Genomic DNA, 18,626 nt, shown 5'->3' with positions numbered 1-18,626 from the left:
GCGCGCCTTTCTTGCATGCGCCGACGCTCACGCCGCGGCGCCCAGCCGGTCACCGACCAGGCTGCGTTTATGTTCGATGTAGTAAGCAAATTCGTGGCGGAAGTGGCGCAGCATGCCCTGCACCGGCATGGCCGCCGCGTCGCCGAGTGCGCAGATGGTGCGCCCGGCGATATTACCGGCGACGCTCTCCAACAGTTCGAGATCCTCTGGCCTCCCGTCGCCCTCGACGATGCGCGTCACCACTCGGTAAAGCCAGCCGGTGCCCTCCCGGCACGGCGTGCACTGGCCGCATGATTCCGCAAAATAGAACCGCGAAATGCGCTGGAGCATGCGCACCATGTCGGTGGTTTCATCCATCACCACCACCGCGCCGGAACCCAGCAGGGACCCGGCCTTGGCAATGGAGTCGTAGTCCATGTTGGCTTCCAGCATGGTGGCGGCCGGCAGCACCGGCACCGATGAACCGCCGGGGATGACCGCCTTCAGTTGTCGGCCTTGCCATACGCCACCGGCCAGTTCCAGCAGCTCCCGGAACGGTGTTCCAAGACGAACCTCGTAATTGCCCGGCTTGGCAACATGGCCGGAAACCGAAAAAATCTTGCTGCCACCGGCGCGCTCGACGCCCATTTCGGCGAACCACGCGGCGCCCTTGCGCAGGATGATCGGCACCGAGGCCAGGGACTCGACGTTATTGATGGTGGTGGGTTTGCCGTACAGGCCGAACGCCGCTGGGAACGGGGGCTTGAAACGCGGCAGGCCTTTCTTGCCCTCAAGCGACTCCAGCAGCGCCGTTTCCTCGCCGCAGATGTAGGCACCGGCGCCCAGCGTGCTGTGCAGGTCAAAATCGATGCCGGACCCCTGAATGTTGCGACCCAGCAAACCCGCCGCGTGGGCTTCCTTCAGCGCCGTGTCGAAGCGCATCGCCACCTCGTCCAGCCACTCGCCGCGCAGGTAGCAGTAACCCACGGTCGCGCCCATGGCGTACGCGCCGATAGCCATGCCCTCGACCAGGGAATGCGGATTAAAGCGAATGATGTCCCGATCCTTGCAGGTGCCCGGCTCGGACTCATCGGCGTTGCACACCAGATACTTTTGACCCGGGGCCGTGCGCGGCATGAACGACCACTTCAGACCGGTCGGGAAACCCGCCCCGCCGCGCCCGCGCAGCCCCGAAGCCTTCACCTCTTCCAGCACCTGTTCGGGGCTGAGCTCGCCGGACAGGATGCGCCGCCAGGCACTGTAGCCACCCAGGCGGGTGTACGTATCGAACGACCACGGTTCGGGCTCGCCAAGGGTCTCGAAACAGACTTTGACTTCGGCGCTCATGTCAGTCCAGTGCGTCCAGGATCTGATCGACCCGCTCGGGTGTCAGGTGCTCGTAATACACATGGTCGATCTGCATCATCGGCGCACCGCAGCAGCCGGCCAGGCACTCTTCCTCGGGTTTCAGATAAAACTTGCCGTCCGGCGTGCTCTGGCCGAGCTTGACGCCCAGTTTGCGTTCGATTTGCTCGACCACCGCATCGGCGCCACGCAACATGCAGGAGATGTTGGTACAGACCGAAACCGAGTGCCGACCAACCGGCTCGGTCTCGAACATGGAATAGAAGCTCGCCACTTCGTACACGTCCATGGGAGCGAGTTCGAGGCACGCGGCGACTGCGTCCATCAGCTCCACGGTCAGGTATCCACCGTTCTGGTGCTGCGCCTCGCGCAGCGCGGTCAGCACGGCGGAGCGCTTTTGCTCGGGCGGAAACTTGGCCACTGCCAGGTCGATCTGGTGTCGCACATGGGCGGACAGGATGCTTTTGTCGGCGTGCGTCATCGGTCGATCTCGCCAAACACGATATCGAGGGTAGCGATAATGGCCACCAGGTCGGACAACATGTGACCCCTCACCATCTCATCGATGGCCGCCAGGTGCGAGAAGCCCGGCGCGCGCAGCTTCACCCGGTACGGCTTGTTGGATCCGTCGGAAATCAGGTACACGCCAAACTCGCCCTTGGGCGCTTCCACGGCCGCATACACCTCCCCCAAAGGCACGGCGTAACCTTCGGTAAACAGCTTGAAGTGGTGGATGAGGGCCTCCATATCGGCCTTCATCTCGGTGCGCGAGGGCGGCGTGATCTTGTGATCCGCCAGCATTACCGGACCGGGATTGGCGCGCAGCCAGTCAATACACTGGCGCACAATGCGGTTGCTCTGGCGCATCTCGGCAATGCGCACCAGATAACGGTCGTAGCAGTCGCCGTTGACGCCGACCGGCACCTGAAAATCGAGTTCGTTATAGACCTCGTACGGCTGCTTGCGGCGTAGATCCCACGCCACCCCGGAACCGCGCAACATCGGGCCTGTGAAGCCCAGCCCGAGCGCGCGCTCGGGACTCACCACGCCGATGCCGACGGTGCGCTGCTTCCAGATGCGGTTGGTGGTCAGCAATGATTCGTAATCGTCGACACAGCCGGGGAAACGCTCCGTGAAGGCCTCGATGAAATCGAGCATGCTGCCTTCGCGATCCCGGTTCATGGCCTTGACCGCCTTGTCGTCGTGCCACTTGGACGGCTCGTACCTGGGCATGCTGTCGGGCAGGTCGCGATAGACACCGCCTGGACGGTAATAGGTTGCGTGCATGCGGGCGCCGGATACCGCCTCGTAGCAATCCATCAGGTCTTCGCGCTCGCGAAAACAATACAGAAAGACCGTCATGGCGCCCATGTCGAGCGCGTGCGCGCCCAGCCACATCAGGTGGTTCAGGATCCGCGTGATTTCGTCGAACAGAACGCGGATGTACTGCGCCCTTACCGGTGGCTTGACCCCCAGCAGTTGCTCGATGGCCAGGACGTACGCGTGCTCGTTGCACATCATGGACACGTAATCGAGACGATCCATGTAGCCGATCGAATGATTGTACGGCTTGCTCTCGACCAGCTTCTCGGTGCCGCGGTGCAGCAGCCCGATGTGCGGGTCGGCACGCTGCACCACCTCACCGTCCATCTCCAGCACCAGACGCAGCACCCCGTGCGCGGCCGGATGCTGCGGGCCGAAGTTCATCGTGTAGTTGCGAATCTCCGCCATGATCGCTTACTCGACCGGGTGTTCGTAGCGGAAATCGTCGCGCAGCACGCGCGGCACGGTAATGCGATTCTCGATGCTGACAGGCTCATACACCACACGCAGCTGCTGCGGGTCGTAGCGCATCTCGACCTCGCCGGTCAGCGGAAAGTCCTTGCGCAGCGGATGACCGACAAAGCCGTAATCGGTGAGGATGCGGCGCAGGTCCGGATGTCCATCGAATACGATGCCGAACAAATCAAAGGCCTCGCGCTCGAACCAGTTGGCGGCTGGCCATACGTCGACCACTGAACCGACCAGAGGGAACTCTGGTTCCAGATAGGCGCGCAACCGTAATCGATGGTTCTTCGGGGTCGACAGCAGGTGGTGCACCACGGCAAAGCGTGGGCGGGCAAGGTCGCCGGTCACCGGGTAATCGGCGTAGTCCACGCCGCAGACGTCGATCAGTTGGTCAAACGCCAGGTGCGGATCGTCGCGCAATTCCAGACAAACCTGAGGCAGTGCCGCGGCTTCGACTTCCACGGTCAGCTGATGCCCCGGATCCGCGCTGCTGCTCAGCAGCCGCCCGCCCAGCGTTTCGCGCAGACGCGCGAGCAGCGTGTCGGCCTTGTACGTCATGGCTTCAGCGGGCGATGGTGTGGGTGCGGCGGATCTTGTTCTGCAGCTGAATCAGCCCGAACAGCAACGCCTCGGCGGTCGGGGGACAGCCCGGCACGTAGACGTCCACCGGCACGATACGGTCACAGCCGCGCACGACCGCATAGGAGTAATGGTAATAACCACCGCCATTGGCGCACGAGCCCATGGACAGCACCCAGCGCGGCTCGGCCATCTGGTCATATACCTTGCGTAGCGCCGGGGCCATCTTGTTGACCAAGGTCCCGGCCACGATCATCAAGTCCGACTGACGCGGACTCGGCCGAAAAATGATTCCGAAACGGTCCAGGTCATAGCGCGCAGCGCCCGCGTGCATCATCTCCACTGCACAACACGCCAGACCAAAGGTCACCGGCCACAACGATCCGGTCTTGCTCCAGTTGACCACCTGATCCACGGTGGTGGTCAGGAAGCCGCGCTCGGAAACTGCCTCTACTCCCACTCCAGCGCCCCTTTCTTCCATTCGTAGATGAAGCCGACCACCAGCAGGGCGAGGAACAGCATCATGGCCAGAAACCCGAAGCCGCCGATCAGTCCCTGCCTGAGACCAATGGCCCACGGGAACAGGAACGCCACTTCCAGATCGAAGATGATGAACAGGATAGCTACCAGGTAGTAGCGCACATCGAACTTCATGCGCGCATCTTCGAAGGCCTCAAAGCCGCACTCGTACGGCGCAAGCTTGGCCTTGTCAGGCCGGTTGGGGCCGATGAAGCGACCCGCCACCAGGGCGATCGCACCGATCGCCACGCCCACGGCCATCAGCAGGGCGATGGGAAGATATTGAAGCAGCATGCTTAGCGATTCCAGATCCAGGCGTCGAGGTAATGTTCCGGGTTCATGCTTTTCGTGCTCACGGCACCCGCCGTTTCCTTGATGGGTGCCGTTTCGTCTGGTGCCGATGGTCGGACTCGAACCGACACGACTTTCGTCACCACCCCCTCAAGATGGCGTGTCTACCAATTCCACCACATCGGCTCGATTCAGTTGCCCGGCGGTGCGGACACCGGGGCCGGGGCTTGGCCCCCGGTGGGTGGTGTCGGCAATGCCGGGGCTGCCGGCTGGGTCGCCGACGCGGGCGCTAGTCTATCAGTAACGCTCGTCGGCTGGCCGGCATTCGAACCAAGATAAGCAAGCACCATACTGGTGATAAACAGACCCGCGGCGAGTGCCCCGGTCAGGCGGGTCAGGAAGGAACCGGCACCCCGGCTACCGAACACAGTCTGCGAGGCGCCGCTGCCAAACGCCGCGCCGGCATCGGCGCCCTGCCCCTGCTGAATCAGCACCAGGCCCACCAGGGCGGCGCAAATAATCACATGAACGACCAGCAAAACAATCATCATTGGGATAACGCCGCCTTACAAATGCTGAGAAATTGATCCGCCGCCAAACTGGCTCCGCCGATCAGGCCACCGTCAACGTCCGGCTGTGCAAACAGGCCGGCCGCGTTCTGCGGCTTCACACTGCCGCCATAAAGAAGCGTCGGCGTGTCACCGGCTCGGCTCACCCGGCCGCGAATAAAATGATGCACTGCCTGCGCCTGCTCCGGCGTCGCCACGCGCCCGGTACCGATCGCCCACACCGGTTCGTAGGCGATCACGGCGCGCGCCAGGGCGCTGTCGCCGCACAGTTCCAGGACTGCGTCGATCTGGGTAGCCAGCACAGTCTCCGTGTCGTCGGCGGCGCGCTCGGACAGCTGCTCACCCACGCACAATATAGGAATTAAACCCTGCGCCGTAGCCGCGCGAAATTTCTGCGCTACCAGCGCGCAGTCCTCACCAAACAGACTGCGGCGTTCGGAATGGCCAACGATCACGTAACGGCACCCAACGTCACGCAGCATCGACGCCGACACCTCGCCGGTGAAGGCGCCGGACTCGTGCACTGCCACGTCCTGCGCTCCCAGGTACACAGAACTACCTGCCAACAGACTGGCGGCATCCGACAAGTATGGAAACGGCGGACACACCGCCACGTCGATACCCTTCAACCCCGCTGAACCGAGCTTGAGCGCGGCCAGGAGATCGGCCGCCATCGACCGACTGCCGTGCATTTTCCAGTTACCGACGAGCAGTGGGTGGGGCATGAGACATGTGACAACCGCAGCGGATGAGGCGGCGCATGGTAACGGCGGGCACCGTTCAGAATCAAACCCGGAGTTTGTCGCGGCAGCGTTTCAAAGAGCGTCTTGCAGCTCCAGTACCAGCTACCGGTTGCACAGACCTAGCGCGTGGCCATGGCAACCCGGACCTGTTCGGCGATGCGTTCGCTCAGCAAATCGACCTGCGTGGCATCCTGTCCCTCCACCATCACCCGTACCAGCGGTTCGGTGCCTGATTTGCGCAGCAGCACCCGGCCGCGATCGCTCAGGTCGGCCTGCGCCTCCTCCACAGCCCGCTGCACGATAGGACACGCATCCGGGTCATAACCGGCAACCAGCTTCACGTTCACCAGGCGCTGCGGATACTTGACCATGAAGCGCTTGAGCTCGCCCAATGGGAGACCACTTTCGCGCATCACCGCCAGCACTTGTAATGCGGTAATAAGACCATCACCGGTGGTGCTTCGGTCCAGCGAAATGACGTGACCCGAGGTTTCGCCGCCGAGCTGCCAGCCACGCTGGCGCAGCTGCTCCATGACATGGCGATCGCCCACCTTGGCCCGCGCAAAAGCGATGCCGGCTTCGCTCAGTGCCCGCTCCAGGCCGAAGTTGCTCATCAGCGTACCGACGACCCCACCGCCAAGCCTACCGACTCTGTGCCGGGCCAGCGCCAGCAACCCCAGGATCTCGTCGCCATCCACCAGCTCGCCGCTGGCATCGACCAGGATCAAACGGTCGGCGTCGCCGTCCAGGGCGACGCCAATATCCGCTGCTTGCGCCAGTACCTCGCGCTGTAGCGCCTGTGGGGCGGTCGAGCCGCAGTCGCGGTTGATGTTGAAGCCATCCGGGCTGACACCGATGGCGGTCACGCTCGCTCCCAGTTCGGTGAATACCGCCGGCGCCACCTGATAGGCAGCGCCGTTGGCGGCATCCACGACCACCTTGAGCCCCCTCAGATCCAGATGATCCGGCATCGCCCTCTTGCAAAATTCGATGTAGCGACCGGCCGCATCGACCGCGCGCCGTGCCTTGCCGATCTCGGTCGGTGGCACCATCACCAGGGGCTGGCCAAGGCACTCCTCTATGCGCGCTTCGAGCGCATCCGGCAGTTTTTCGCCATTGGCTGCAAACAGCTTGATGCCGTTGTCGGGATAGGCATTGTGGGATGCACTGATGACGATTCCGGCGCGAGCATGAAAGGTGCGAGTCAGGTAAGCCACCGCGGGTGTTGGCATCGGGCCGAGCAGAACGCAATCCATACCGGCCGCGGACAGACCCGCTTCCAGGGCCGACTCCAGCATGTAACCGGATACGCGGGTGTCCTTGCCCACCACCACCGCGCCGCGTCCCTGGGCGCGCAACACGGTGCCGGCCGCCCAACCGAGTCGCAGCACGAAATCGGGTGTGAAAAAACCCTCGCCGACCGTGCCACGCACGCCATCGGTCCCAAAGTACCGTCTAGCAGTCATGCACCCCCCTCTCTACCGCTTCGAACATGGCCAGCGCCTGCACGGTCGCCTCGACATCGTGGACCCGAAGCATGCAGGCGCCGCGCTGCACCGCCAGCAATGCCAGGGCGATGCTGCCACCCAGGCGCTGCGTCACCGGCGCGCGGGTAACAGCACCGATCAAGGACTTGCGTGACAAGCCCACCAGCAATGGCAAACCAAGCCGTGCCAGGCGCGGCAGGCCGCGCAACAGCTCAATATTGTGGGCGACGGACTTGCCAAATCCGAAACCCGGGTCCAACAACAAGCGCTGACGCGAAATCCCTGCCTGTTCGCAGGCCGCCACGCGCCCCACCAGAAAGGACTCCACGTCGGCCACCACGTTGTCGTAATGGGGTGATTGCTGCATGGTCCCTGGCTCGCCTTGCATATGCATGAGAACCACCGGCACTGCAAGCTCAGCCGCCACTGCCAATGCACCTGGCATGCGCAGGGCGGCGATGTCATTGATCAGCCCCGCGCCCGCCACCACCGCGGCGCGCATCACCTGTGGCTGCCGGCTATCGATGGATATCGGTATCCGCAATCGCGGCGCCAGGTACTGGATCACCGGCAGCACGCGATCGAGTTCCTCCACCACGCTGATGGGCGTGGCGCCAGGACGTGTGGACTCGCCGCCAATGTCTATCACGGCGGCACCTGCCGCCTGCATGGCCAGCGCCCTGGCACAGGCCGCATCAAGATCGTGGGCAAGTCCGTCGGACGAGAACGAGTCCGGAGTCAGGTTAAGCACACCCATGACCGCCGGCCGGGAAAGATCAAGCGGTTTGCCAGCACAGTCCACAAGCATCGGCTGGCGCACGTGTACTGCCCGGCTACCCGGGCAGTCCCACTCGCTACGGCAGACTGGGCGCGCCGTCCGCGCTGTCTGCGCCATCGCCCGGGGCCGGTTCTGGCGTGGGCGGTGGTTCGGGTCGATCGCCTGCGGTCACTACCGTAGGCCGGGGCGCGCGGCCGGCCATGATGTCGTCGATCTGATCCTTGTCGATGGTCTCGAAGCGGATCAGGGCATCGGCCATGCTGTGCAGGGTATCGATGCGAGCGTTCAGGATCTCCCGGGCCCGGGCGTAGTTACGCTCCAGGATGGCGCGGACTTCCTCATCAATGGCCGCCGCGGTGTCATCCGATACGTTCTTGTGCTGGGTGACGCTGCGCCCCAGGAACACTTCACCCTCGTCTTCTTCGAAAGTCATGGGCCCCAGTCGCACCGACATGCCCCATCGGGTGACCATATTGCGTGCGATCTCGGTAGTGCGCTTGATGTCGTTGGACGCGCCAGTGGTCACGGCATCCGCGCCGAAGATCAGCTCTTCAGCCAGGCGTCCACCATAGAGGCTGCAAATCTGACTTTCCAGCCGCTCCCGACTCAGGCTGTAGCGGTCTTCCAACGGCAGGAACATGGTGATGCCCAGCGCCCGCCCGCGCGGGATGATGCTGACCTTGTATACGGGGTCGTGCGAGGGCACGGACAGTCCGACGATGGCGTGACCCGCCTCGTGATACGCGGTCAGGCGCTTCTCCTCGTCATTCATGACCATGGAGCGGCGTTCCACGCCCATCATGATTTTGTCCTTGGCCCGATCGAAGTCGTTCTGGTCAACCACCCGCTTGTCCTGGCGGGCCGCAAACAGGGCCGCTTCGTTCACCAGATTCGCCAGGTCAGCGCCGGAGAAACCGGGTGTGCCACGGGCGACCACTTCTGGCTCTACATCAGCCGCTAGCGGGACTTTCTTCATGTGGACTTTCAGGATCTGCGCGCGCCCCAGTATGTCCGGCAGCGGCACCACCACCTGTCGGTCGAAACGGCCCGGTCGCAGCAATGCCGGGTCCAGCACATCGGGGCGATTGGTGGCGGCGATGACAATGACGCCTTCATTCCCCTCGAACCCATCCATCTCCACCAGCAGCTGGTTCAGGGTCTGCTCCCGCTCATCGTGCCCACCACCCAGGCCGGCACCCCGATGGCGACCGACGGCGTCGATTTCGTCGATGAAAATAATGCACGGCGCGTGCTTTTTGGCCTGTTCGAACATGTCACGCACGCGCGAGGCGCCCACACCGACAAAAAGCTCGACAAAGTCCGATCCGGAAATGGTGAAAAACGGCACCTTGGCCTCACCGGCGATCGCCCGCGCCAGCAAGGTCTTGCCGGTACCCGGCGAACCGACCATCAGTACCCCGCGTGGGATGTGTCCGCCCAGGCGTTGGAACTTGGATGGGTCGCGCAGGAAATCGACCAACTCGTGGACTTCTTCCTTGGCCTCCTCGACGCCCGCCACGTCGGCAAAGGTCACGCGCACCTGATCTTCGGTAAGCATCCGCGCGCGACTCTTTCCAAACGGCATGACGCCGCCCTTGCCGCCAGGGCCACCCTGCATCTGGCGCATGAAAAACACCCACACGCCAATCAGCAGCAGCATCGGGAACCAGGAGATGAATATCTGCATCAACAGGCCTTGGCGATCCGGTGCCGCCACCTCGATACCCACCTTGTTGGCCAGCAAATCGTCAATCAGATGAGGATCTTCGGGTGTATAGACGACGAACTTCTCGCCGTTGGTCGTCATGCCGCGCACGCTGCCTTCCTCAATCACCACCCGGTCGACGCGGCCGCTCTTGACTTCGGCAATGAACGCCGAATAGCCGAGCGTGCGCTCGGCGCTGCTGCGGGAGCCAAAACTGTTGAACACGGCCATCAGCACCAGCGCCACGACGACCCACAGGATGATGTTGCGAGACATGGGATTCACGAATCAGATTCTCCAGACGCCGGTCGGGCCGGCGGGATGAGCTCGCTGCCATTGACAGTGAGGTTTACGGCAGCTTACCGCGACCGATTAAGTAATGCTCGCGGCTGCGATCACGTGACGCATCGGGTTTGCGTATCAGCACCTGCGCGAAGCGTTGCGCGAATAACGCTCGAAGTTCCTGACTGCCGGCGCCTTCGAAGCTTTTGACCAGCAACATGCCGCGTGGTTTTAGCACGCGAGCGGCAAAATCCAGTGCCAGTTCTGCCAGGTATAACGTTGCCGCCTGGTCGACATCCCGCACACCGGACAGGTTGGGCGCCATATCCGACATTACAAGGTCGGCGCCGCCTGGCAGACCTGCCAGCACCTGTTCCAGCACCGCGTCGTCGGTGAAATCGCCTTGCGTGAACTCGACACCCGGCAATGGCGGCATGCTCAACATATCCAGCGCCACGACCCGCCCGCGCGCGCCCACTACCGCCGCCGCCACCTGCGACCAGCCCCCCGGCGCGGCGCCCAGATCCACCACCGTTGCCCCCGGCTGCAACAGGTGATCACGCTTGTTGATCTCCAGTAATTTGAAACTGGCACGCGACCGGTATCCCAGTGCCTGCGCCTGACGCACATACGGGTCCGCGAAATGCTGGTCCAGCCAGCGGCGGCTGGAGCCCCGGCCGCTCATCGCGCCCACGCCCCTGGCACCAGCTCAGCGATAGTCGACCGCCAGAATCTCATAGGTCTGCTCACCGCCAGGCGCTGGCACCAGCGCATAGTCGCCGACCGCGCGGCCAATCATGGCACGCGCCAGCGGTGCCCGGAACGACAACAGGCCTTGCTTGATATCCGCTTCGTCGACGCCCACGATCTGGTAAGTCACTTCCGCGTCGCTGTCGACGTTGACCAGCTTGACGGTGGCGCCGAACACCACCGTGCCACCGGCGGTCAAGCGCGCCGGGTCGATGATCTCGGCACGTCCGAGTCGGTCCTCGATCTCGCTGATGCGACCTTCGATGAAACCCTGTTGGTCCTTGGCGGCATGGTATTCGGCATTCTCTTTCAGATCGCCGTGGGCGCGCGCCTCGGCGATCGCGGCGATCACGCGGGGCCGTTGCACCGATTTCAGCTCGTCGAGCTCGCGCTGCAGCTGTGCCGCGCCGTGGACGGTCAGAGGTTCTCGGATCATGCGCTGATCAACTCGTTATGTAACTGGTGCAGGCTGTAAACCTTGATCTCACCGCCGGCCCGCAGCGCCAGGCAGGTCGCCCGCGCACCGGCCAGGGTAGTCGTATGCGGCACCTTGAAACGCAATGCCGCGGCGCGAATGGCAAACGAATCGACGATGGCCTGCCTGCCGTCCGTGGTATTCAGCACAAAGGCAATATCGCCGTTGGTAATCCTATCCACGACGTGCGGGCGACCTTCCTTGACCTTGTTGACGACACTACACGGAATACCGGCGTCCCCGAGCCAGGCAGCTGTCCCATGAGTGGCGACAAGCTCAAAACCGATGTCTCGCAGCCCCTGAGCGACTTGCACCAGCAACGCGTTCTTGTCCGCCTGGCGCACGCTGATGAAGGCCCGCCCACCCGTGGGCAGCGGATTCCCCGCGGCAAGCTGCGCCTTGCCGTAGGCCTCGCCAAAACTGCGGCCGATGCCCATTACCTCGCCTGTGGATTTCATCTCCGGCCCCAGAAGGATGTCGACACCGGGGAATTTGGCGAACGGGAATACCGCTTCCTTGACCGAATAGTACGGCGGCAGCACTTCGCGGCAGTGGCTTTGTGATTTGAGGCTGGTACCGACCATACAGTTGGCCGCCACCTTGGCCAGGGGCACCGCGGTCGCCTTGGACACAAACGGTACCGTGCGCGATGCACGGGGGTTAACCTCCAGCAGGTACACGTCGCTGCCCTGAACCGCGAACTGAATGTTCATCAGACCGACCACGCCCAGCTCGCGCGCAAGCAATACCGTCTGGCGCCGCATCTCGTCCACAACGTCGGGCGCCAGGCTGAACGGTGGCAGGCAGCAAGCCGAGTCGCCAGAATGCACGCCGGCCTGCTCGATGTGCTCCATGACCCCACCGATCACCACCTCGCTGCCGTCGCAGACCGCATCCACATCGACTTCCAGCGCATCGTCCAGAAAACGGTCCAGCAGCACCGGCGAAGCCGCCGACACATGGCTGGCAGCGAGCATGTACCGACGCAGACCCTCTTCGTCGTGGACGATCTCCATGGCCCGGCCGCCCAGCACATACGACGGGCGCATCACCAGCGGATAGCCCACCTGCTGCGCCGCCGTGAGCGCCTGTTCCAAATTGGCGGCCATGCGGTTGTCCGGCTGGCGCAGGCCAAGCTTCTCCACCACCTGCTGGAAGCGCTCACGGTCCTCGGCCCGGTCGATCGCGTCCGGCGTGGTACCGATGATGGGCGCGCCAGCGGCGAGCAGCGCCCGCGCCAGCTTCAGCGGCGTCTGCCCGCCGAACTGCACGATCACGCCCCAGGGCTGTTCGACACGGACGATTTCGAGCACGTCTTCCAGCGTCAGTGGTTCGAAATACAGGCGGTCGGCAGTGTCGTAATCGGTCGAAACCGTTTCCGGGTTGCAGTTGACCATGATGGTCTCGAAACCCGCCTCACGCAGGGCCAGCGCGGCATGGACGCAGCAGTAGTCGAACTCGATCCCCTGGCCAATGCGGTTCGGCCCCCCGCCCAGGATCATGACCTTACGCCGGTCAGTAGGCTGCGCCTCGCACTCCTGCTCGTAGGTCGAATACAGGTACGCGGTGGTGGCCGGAAACTCGGCGGCGCAGGAATCGACCCGCTTATAAACTGGCAGCACGCCGAGTTGTCGGCGACGCTGGCGTACCGCATCCTCGCTGGCGCCAAGCAGGCTGGCAATGCGGCTATCGGCGAAACCAAGCCGCTTCCATGACCGCAGGGTCGGCGCGTCGGCGGCAGCCAGACTCGCTCCAGCAATGACCGTTTCGATCTCGACCAACTCGGCGAGCTGGTCCAGGAACCACGGGTCGACACCGGTCAGGGCCTGCACCTCGTCCAGTTGCAGCCCGCACCGGAATGCGTCGCCGATATAACGGATGCGATCGGCCCCGGGCGTGCGCAGCCGCTGGCGCAGGTTTTCCAGCGCCTGCGGCGCGCCAGCATCGATGCACGGCGTTAGCCCGTCGATGCCGGTTTCAAGCCCGCGCAGCGCCTTTTGCAACGACTCCTGGAAGCTACGTCCGATGGCCATGACCTCGCCCACGGACTTCATCTGTATGGTCAGTGTGGCGTCCGCCTGCGGGAATTTCTCGAAGTTGAAGCGCGGCACCTTGGTGACCACGTAATCGATGCTTGGCTCGAACGACGCCGGCGTGGCGCCGCCGGTAATCTCGTTCTTCAGTTCATCCAGCGTGTAGCCGACGGCGAGCTTGGCCGCGACCTTGGCGATTGGAAAGCCGGTGGCTTTGGAGGCCAGCGCCGAGGAACGCGACACCCGTGGGTTCATCTCGATCACCACCAGCCGGCCGTCCTTCGGGTTCACCGCGAACTGCACGTTCGAGCCGCCGGTCTCCACACCGATCTCACGCAGCACGGCAATCGAAGCGTCCCGCATCAGCTGGTATTCGCGGTCGGTCAGGGTCTGGGCCGGCGCCACCGTGATCGAGTCTCCGGTGTGCACGCCCATGGCATCGAAGTTCTCGATCGAGCAAACGATGATGCAGTTGTCGTTACGGTCACGCACCACCTCCATCTCGAACTCTTTCCAGCCGATGATGGACTCCTCGATCAGCAACTCGCCGGTCGGCGAAAGATCGAGACCGCGCTCGCAGATGGCGACGAATTCCTCGCGGTTATAGGCCACACCGCCGCCGCTGCCGCCCATGGTGAAGGACGGCCGGATGATGGTCGGGAAGCCGATCTGTGCCTGCACCTGCACGGCTTCTTCCATGCTATGGGCCATCGCCGAACGCGGCGTGCCAAGACCGATGCGGCGCATCGCCTCGCGAAACCGCTCGCGATCCTCGGCCTTGTCAATGGCATCGCGGGTGGCACCAATCATCTGTACGCCGAAGCGCTCCAGCACCCCCTCGCGCGCCAGGTCGAGCGCGCAGTTCAGTGCCGTCTGACCGCCCATGGTCGGAAGCAGGGCATCCGGGCGCTCGATCTCGATGATCTTCGCCAGCACCGGCCAGGAGATAGGCTCGATGTAAATGGCATCGGCCATGCCCGGATCGGTCATGATGGTGGCCGGGTTGGAATTGACCAGCACCACCCGGTAACCCTCCTCGCGCAGCGCCTTGCAGGCTTGCGCGCCGGAATAATCGAACTCGCAGGCCTGCCCGATAACGATCGGCCCGGCGCCGATGATCAGGATACTCTTGATGTCGGTACGTTTGGGCACGGGAATCCTCAGCCGAGACGGGCGGCCATGAGCTCGGCAAAGCGTTCGAAAAGATGCGCGGCGTCGCGCGGTCCAGGGCTGGCTTCAGGGTGCCCCTGAAATCCAAACGCCGGCTTGTCGGCATGGGCAATGCCCTGCAGCGAACCGTCAAACAGGGAACGGTGGGTTACCGTCAACCCGACCGGCAGGCTCGCCTCATCCACCGCAAAGCCATGGTTCTGACTGGTGATCAACACCCGACCGGAGGCCGTTTCCAGTACCGGATGGTTGGCCCCGTGGTGGCCGAATTTCATTTTGATCGTGCGCGCGCCCCCCGCCAGCGCCAGTAGCTGATGGCCCAGACAGATGCCAAACAGCGGCAGCCCACGATCCAGGAATTCAGCAATCGCGGTGATGGCGTAGTCACACGGCTGCGGATCACCCGGCCCGTTCGACAGAAACACGCCGTCCGGCTTCAAGGCAAAGACCTCAGCCGCTGGCGTCGTGGCTGGCACCACGGTCACCGCGCAACCCGCCTGGGTCAGGCAGCGCAGGATGTTGCGCTTGATGCCAAAGTCGTAGGCCACCACCCGGAACCGGGGCGGCGGTGACGGGGCAAACCCGTCCGGTGTCCAGGCGCCGCCGGTCCATTCGTAAACAGTGTCGGTGCTGACGACCCGGGCCAGGTCCATGCCTGTCAGGCCTGCGAAAGCGCGAGCCTGCGAAACGGCGAATTCGGCGTCGCATTGCGGTCCGGCAACAATGCATCCGGCCTGCGCGCCGCCGCGCCGCAGGCGGCCGGTCAGTGCACGTGTGTCCAGTCCGGCGATGGCCACCACATTGCGAGCCCGCAGGTAGGCGTCCAGCGGCTCGCTCGCTCGCCAGCTACTGTAGATACGTGGCAGATCGCGAATCACCAGGCCTGCTGCGTGGACCTGGGTCGATTCCTCATCCTGCGCGTTGCAGCCGACGTTCCCGATGTGCGGGTACGTCAGCGTGACTATCTGTCGGCTATATGAAGGATCCGTGAGAATTTCCTGGTAGCCGGTCATGGCAGTGTTGAATACCACTTCGCCCACGGCGTGGCCGCTTGCGCCGACGGCAAGGCCATGCAGCAGCGTGCCATCGGCAAGGGCAAGGAGGGCAGGCTCGGGCAAGACAGGCTCCGCGGCTTCGGATCGGGCGCAGCAAAAGAGGCGGGAAGCGTTGCCGCCGCCCGTCGCCACAGATGCTGGTAAGGCCGGCATTCTACCGGGTAGACAACGTGGCGACCAGCATTATTGGCTCGCTCGTGCCTGCCATTTGCCCTTCCGAATCGTCCCTGATTTATTGAACGTTTACTCGGCGAGAGCGACGCGCTAGAGTCCAAACCGGCAATCCGCCCATCACGGAGGAAGGGAGCATGGGTAAGGTCGAACCAACGTTAGTGGTCGAGAATCCGGCTCCCGGGTTGTCGGTTTCTCGTCGCGGCTTTCTGAAAGGCAGCGGCGGCGCGGCACTGGCACTGTCCCTCAACCAGCTTGCGACCACCGTGTCGCCGAGTTTCGTGCGATCGGCGTTTGCCGCCGAGAACCCAATCGCCTACCGCAGCACCGAAGACCTGTACCGGCAAATCTGGAACTGGGACAAGGTCACCTGGGGTTCGCATACCAACGTGTGCCTGCCCGGGTGCTGCTCGTTCCATGTCTACGTCAAGGACGGCATGGTCTGGCGCGAGGAACAAGCCGCCAAGAACGACGCCAGCAACCCCAACTACCCGGACTACAACCCGCTCGGCTGCCAGAAGGGCTGCTCCTTTCACGCCAACCTTTACGGCGACGAGCGCATCAAGTTTCCGTTGCGCCGGGTCGGCGAGCGCGGCGCCGGCAAGTGGGAGCGCATTTCCTGGGACGAGGCACTGACCGAGGTAGCCGGTTCCATCGTCGATGCCCTGGAAGAACAGGGCGGCGACGGCTTCCTGCTGGACCCACCTCACGCGCACCTGGGTACGGTCGGCTGGGCCGGCTCGCACCGCTTCACGTCCATGCTCGGTGGGGCCAGCCCGGATCTGAACATCCTGATCGGCGATTTCCTTAAAGGCACCTTTGACGTCGTCGGCAAACAGCACCTGGGCTACAGCGCGGACAACCTGTTCGATGCCGAGCTGATCTTCCTGACCTGCTCGAACTGGTCCTACACCATGCCGTCGGTGTATCACTTTCTGACCGAAGCCCGCTACAACGGCACCGAAATCGTCTCCATCGCGCCGGACTACAACCCCACCTCCATCACCGCCGATTACCACGTCCCGATCAAACAGGGCTGCGATGCGGCGTTCTGGCTGGGCATCAGCCAGGTCATCATGGCCGAGGGTTGGGTCGACCAGGCCTTCGTCAAGGAGCAGACCGACCTGCCGCTGCTGGTGCGCACTGACAGCGGCCGTTTCCTGCGCCAGATCGACGTGGACGGCAGCGGTCGCGAGGACCAGCTTTACGTGTACGACAGCAAGGCCGGCGCTATCGCCAAAGCGCCCCGCGGCACGCTGGCGTTTGCCGGCGACCCGGCCCTGAGCGGCGTGTACACGGTCAAGCTGGCGGATGGCAACGAGGTCAAGGTCACGCCCGTCTATGCCCAGGTCAAGGCACACCTGGACGCCGAATACACGCCCGAGAAGACGCAGGAAAAATCCGGCTGCCACGCCAGTCTGATCCGCAAGCTGGCAAAAAAGGTCGCCACCAAGCGCACCTGCTCGTATATCGGCTTCACCACCGCCAAGATCTACCACGGTGACCTGGCGGAACGGGCGCTGATCATGGCCATGGGCCTGACCGGCAACTGGGGCAAGCCGGGAACCGGCTGGAACTGCTGGGCATTTCCCGGCGATCACGTCGAGCTGCTGATGCTGCTCGAAAAACCCATCGACCAGGGCGGCCTTGAGCAGTTTGGCGCCATGGAGCAGGCCCTGGCCGCGCAGATGAAGCAAGCCGACCCGGAAATCACCGAGGAGCTGATTTCGGTCGAAGTCATCAAGGCCATGACCACCGAACTGGGCGCCTCGCCGCCGGTGTTTTTCCTCTATTACCACGCCGGCTACAAGGAGCTGTACGACAACATGGCCTGGGGCGACCCGGCCCTGAAGCGCAATTTCAGCAGCTACCTGGAAGAAGCGCTCGACAAAGGCTGGTGGAAGCCCGAGCAGATCCGCCCGGCGCCGGACAAAACCCCGCGCGTGATGATGCTGACCGCCAGCAACCCGATCCGGCGCGTGCGCAGCGCCGCCATTCAGTACCCCAAGCACCTGTTCCCGAAGCTGAAGATGATGTTCGCCATCGACCCGCGCATGTCCTCGTCGGCCATGTTCTGCGACATCGTGCTGCCGGCGGCCTGGTATTACGAAAAGGAAGACATCACGGTCTCCATCACCAACAACCCGCGCTTTGCATTCATCGAGAAAGCGGTCGAGCCGCAGGGCGAGTCGCGCAACGAGTGGGAAATCCTGGCCGCGCTGGCCAAGCGTATCGGCGAGGTCGCCACCGAGCGTGGGCTGAGCACCTACGTCGATGGCCTCGGTCGCAGCAAACGCTACGACGCCCTGTGGGGCCGCTACACCATGCAAGGCCACCTGCAAACCCAGGAGCAGGTGGTGGAGGAGATGGTCAAGATCGGCGCCGCCACCGGCATCTTCCCGCCCGAAACCACACGCGAGAGTTTCCGCAAAGCCGGCATGCTGCCCCAGCAGGGGTACGGCCACGGCTTCATGAAACATGTGGTGGCCAACGAGTACGACGCCAAGAAACCCTTCTTCAGCCTGCGCTGGCACGTCGACAACAAGACCGCCTACCCCACCTACACCCGCCGGGCGCAGTTCTACATCGACCACCCCTGGTATATCGAGGCCGGCGAGGCACTGCCGACACACAAAGAACCGCCCAAGATCGGCGGCGATTACCCGTTCGTGCTGACCGGCGGCCATCCTCGCCACAGCGTGCACTCCATCCACCATGCCTCGCCGCAGATGATGCGCATGCACCGCGCCCAGCCGGTGATGCACATGAACGACAAGATGGCCGAATCCCGCGACATCGCCGACGGCGAGATGGTGCACGCCTACAACGACATGTCCGACTTCACCATCATGGTGCGCACCTCACCCACGGTGGCGCCCAATCAGGC

The 18,626-nt window shown here is 63.6% G+C and carries 16 protein-coding genes and 1 tRNA gene; 1 reads left to right on the top strand and 16 read right to left on the bottom strand.

The annotated features are described in order from the left end of the window. Positions 1 to 27: 27 nt before the first annotated feature. The 16 genes from nuoF to carA all read right to left on the bottom strand — a co-directional run bounded on the left by nuoF (position 28) and on the right by carA (position 15,631). On the bottom strand, positions 28 to 1,326 hold the full coding sequence (gene nuoF, locus ABZF37_RS01115) for an NADH-quinone oxidoreductase subunit NuoF (protein ID WP_372715848.1): 1,299 nt from the start codon (positions 1,324 to 1,326) through the stop codon (positions 28 to 30). A 1-nt stretch (position 1,327) separates the two neighbouring features. After that, positions 1,328 to 1,825, bottom strand: coding sequence for an NADH-quinone oxidoreductase subunit NuoE (gene nuoE, locus ABZF37_RS01110; RefSeq protein WP_372715846.1), 498 nt, complete (start codon positions 1,823 to 1,825; stop codon positions 1,328 to 1,330). Next, positions 1,822 to 3,075 carry an NADH-quinone oxidoreductase subunit D gene (locus ABZF37_RS01105; RefSeq protein WP_372715844.1) on the bottom strand — a complete coding sequence of 418 codons (1,254 nt, stop codon included), beginning with the start codon at positions 3,073 to 3,075 and terminating at the stop codon, positions 1,822 to 1,824. The genes nuoE and ABZF37_RS01105 overlap by 4 nt, the downstream gene beginning before the upstream one ends. Before the next feature lie 6 nt (positions 3,076 to 3,081). Then, a complete protein-coding gene (locus tag ABZF37_RS01100) occupies positions 3,082 to 3,690 on the bottom strand; it encodes an NADH-quinone oxidoreductase subunit C (protein ID WP_372715842.1) in 609 nt (202 codons plus the stop codon). A 4-nt stretch (positions 3,691 to 3,694) separates the two neighbouring features. Beyond that, complete coding sequence (locus ABZF37_RS01095) at positions 3,695 to 4,192, bottom strand: NADH-quinone oxidoreductase subunit B family protein (protein ID WP_372715840.1); 498 nt, start codon at positions 4,190 to 4,192, stop codon at positions 3,695 to 3,697. Next, positions 4,162 to 4,524 (bottom strand): NADH-quinone oxidoreductase subunit A, encoded by a 363-nt coding sequence (gene ndhC, locus ABZF37_RS01090; protein ID WP_372715838.1) that lies wholly within the window; start codon positions 4,522 to 4,524, stop codon positions 4,162 to 4,164. Before ndhC ends, ABZF37_RS01095 begins: the two co-directional genes overlap by 31 nt. 98 nt (positions 4,525 to 4,622) lie before the next feature. After that, a tRNA-Leu gene (locus ABZF37_RS01085) sits at positions 4,623 to 4,707 on the bottom strand. A gap of 5 nt (positions 4,708 to 4,712) precedes the next feature. Further along, positions 4,713 to 5,072, bottom strand: coding sequence for a preprotein translocase subunit SecG (gene secG, locus ABZF37_RS01080; protein ID WP_372715835.1), 360 nt, complete (start codon positions 5,070 to 5,072; stop codon positions 4,713 to 4,715). Beyond that, complete coding sequence (tpiA, locus tag ABZF37_RS01075; RefSeq protein WP_372715833.1) at positions 5,069 to 5,815, bottom strand: triose-phosphate isomerase; 747 nt, start codon at positions 5,813 to 5,815, stop codon at positions 5,069 to 5,071. Before tpiA ends, secG begins: the two co-directional genes overlap by 4 nt. A 137-nt stretch (positions 5,816 to 5,952) precedes the next feature. Next, the gene (glmM, locus tag ABZF37_RS01070) at positions 5,953 to 7,299 is read right to left on the bottom strand and encodes a phosphoglucosamine mutase (protein WP_372715831.1); all 1,347 of its coding nucleotides are present in this window, start codon (positions 7,297 to 7,299) and stop codon (positions 5,953 to 5,955) included. Next, the gene (gene folP / locus ABZF37_RS01065) at positions 7,289 to 8,128 is read right to left on the bottom strand and encodes a dihydropteroate synthase (RefSeq protein WP_372715829.1); all 840 of its coding nucleotides are present in this window, start codon (positions 8,126 to 8,128) and stop codon (positions 7,289 to 7,291) included. Before folP ends, glmM begins: the two co-directional genes overlap by 11 nt. 46 nt (positions 8,129 to 8,174) lie before the next feature. Further along, positions 8,175 to 10,079, bottom strand: coding sequence for an ATP-dependent zinc metalloprotease FtsH (gene ftsH / locus ABZF37_RS01060; RefSeq protein WP_372715898.1), 1,905 nt, complete (start codon positions 10,077 to 10,079; stop codon positions 8,175 to 8,177). Positions 10,080 to 10,152: 73 nt separating this feature from the next. Further along, the gene (locus ABZF37_RS01055; protein ID WP_372715827.1) at positions 10,153 to 10,770 is read right to left on the bottom strand and encodes an RlmE family RNA methyltransferase; all 618 of its coding nucleotides are present in this window, start codon (positions 10,768 to 10,770) and stop codon (positions 10,153 to 10,155) included. Positions 10,771 to 10,794: 24 nt separating this feature from the next. After that, on the bottom strand, positions 10,795 to 11,271 hold the full coding sequence (gene greA, locus ABZF37_RS01050) for a transcription elongation factor GreA (RefSeq protein ID WP_372715825.1): 477 nt from the start codon (positions 11,269 to 11,271) through the stop codon (positions 10,795 to 10,797). Beyond that, positions 11,268 to 14,495, bottom strand: a complete 3,228-nt coding sequence (gene carB, locus ABZF37_RS01045) for a carbamoyl-phosphate synthase large subunit (protein WP_372715823.1) — start codon at positions 14,493 to 14,495, stop codon at positions 11,268 to 11,270. Before carB ends, greA begins: the two co-directional genes overlap by 4 nt. A gap of 8 nt (positions 14,496 to 14,503) precedes the next feature. Then, positions 14,504 to 15,631 (bottom strand): glutamine-hydrolyzing carbamoyl-phosphate synthase small subunit, encoded by a 1,128-nt coding sequence (gene carA / locus ABZF37_RS01040; RefSeq protein WP_372715821.1) that lies wholly within the window; start codon positions 15,629 to 15,631, stop codon positions 14,504 to 14,506. A gap of 245 nt (positions 15,632 to 15,876) precedes the next feature. Here carA and ABZF37_RS01035 point away from each other — a divergent pair. After that, the coding region (locus ABZF37_RS01035) for a molybdopterin-dependent oxidoreductase (protein WP_372715819.1) at positions 15,877 to 18,626 on the top strand (2,750 nt) is incomplete at its 3' end.

This window comes from Immundisolibacter sp. (assembly GCF_041601295.1).
In the GTDB taxonomy this organism is placed as follows: Bacteria; Pseudomonadota; Gammaproteobacteria; order Immundisolibacterales; family Immundisolibacteraceae; genus Immundisolibacter.
Note: the sequence above shows the minus strand (reverse complement) of the source record. Positions and strands in the feature narration are given on the sequence as shown.

Excerpts from the sequence above, each read along its gene's own strand:
- glmM (WP_372715831.1), bottom strand. The coding sequence starts at position 7,299 with ATGACTGCTAGACGGTACTTTGGGACCGATGGCGTGCGTGGCACGGTC.
- secG (WP_372715835.1), bottom strand. The coding sequence starts at position 5,072 with ATGATGATTGTTTTGCTGGTCGTTCATGTGATTATTTGCGCCGCCCTG.
- ABZF37_RS01095 (WP_372715840.1), bottom strand. The coding sequence starts at position 4,192 with ATGGAAGAAAGGGGCGCTGGAGTGGGAGTAGAGGCAGTTTCCGAGCGC.
- ndhC (WP_372715838.1), bottom strand. The coding sequence starts at position 4,524 with ATGCTGCTTCAATATCTTCCCATCGCCCTGCTGATGGCCGTGGGCGTG.
- ABZF37_RS01100 (WP_372715842.1), bottom strand. The coding sequence starts at position 3,690 with ATGACGTACAAGGCCGACACGCTGCTCGCGCGTCTGCGCGAAACGCTG.
- ftsH (WP_372715898.1), bottom strand. The coding sequence starts at position 10,079 with ATGTCTCGCAACATCATCCTGTGGGTCGTCGTGGCGCTGGTGCTGATG.
- tpiA (WP_372715833.1), bottom strand. The coding sequence starts at position 5,815 with ATGCCCCACCCACTGCTCGTCGGTAACTGGAAAATGCACGGCAGTCGG.
- nuoE (WP_372715846.1), bottom strand. The coding sequence starts at position 1,825 with ATGACGCACGCCGACAAAAGCATCCTGTCCGCCCATGTGCGACACCAG.
- nuoF (WP_372715848.1), bottom strand. The coding sequence starts at position 1,326 with ATGAGCGCCGAAGTCAAAGTCTGTTTCGAGACCCTTGGCGAGCCCGAA.
- folP (WP_372715829.1), bottom strand. The coding sequence starts at position 8,128 with ATGCTTGTGGACTGTGCTGGCAAACCGCTTGATCTTTCCCGGCCGGCG.
- ABZF37_RS01105 (WP_372715844.1), bottom strand. The coding sequence starts at position 3,075 with ATGGCGGAGATTCGCAACTACACGATGAACTTCGGCCCGCAGCATCCG.
- greA (WP_372715825.1), bottom strand. The coding sequence starts at position 11,271 with ATGATCCGAGAACCTCTGACCGTCCACGGCGCGGCACAGCTGCAGCGC.
- ABZF37_RS01055 (WP_372715827.1), bottom strand. The coding sequence starts at position 10,770 with ATGAGCGGCCGGGGCTCCAGCCGCCGCTGGCTGGACCAGCATTTCGCG.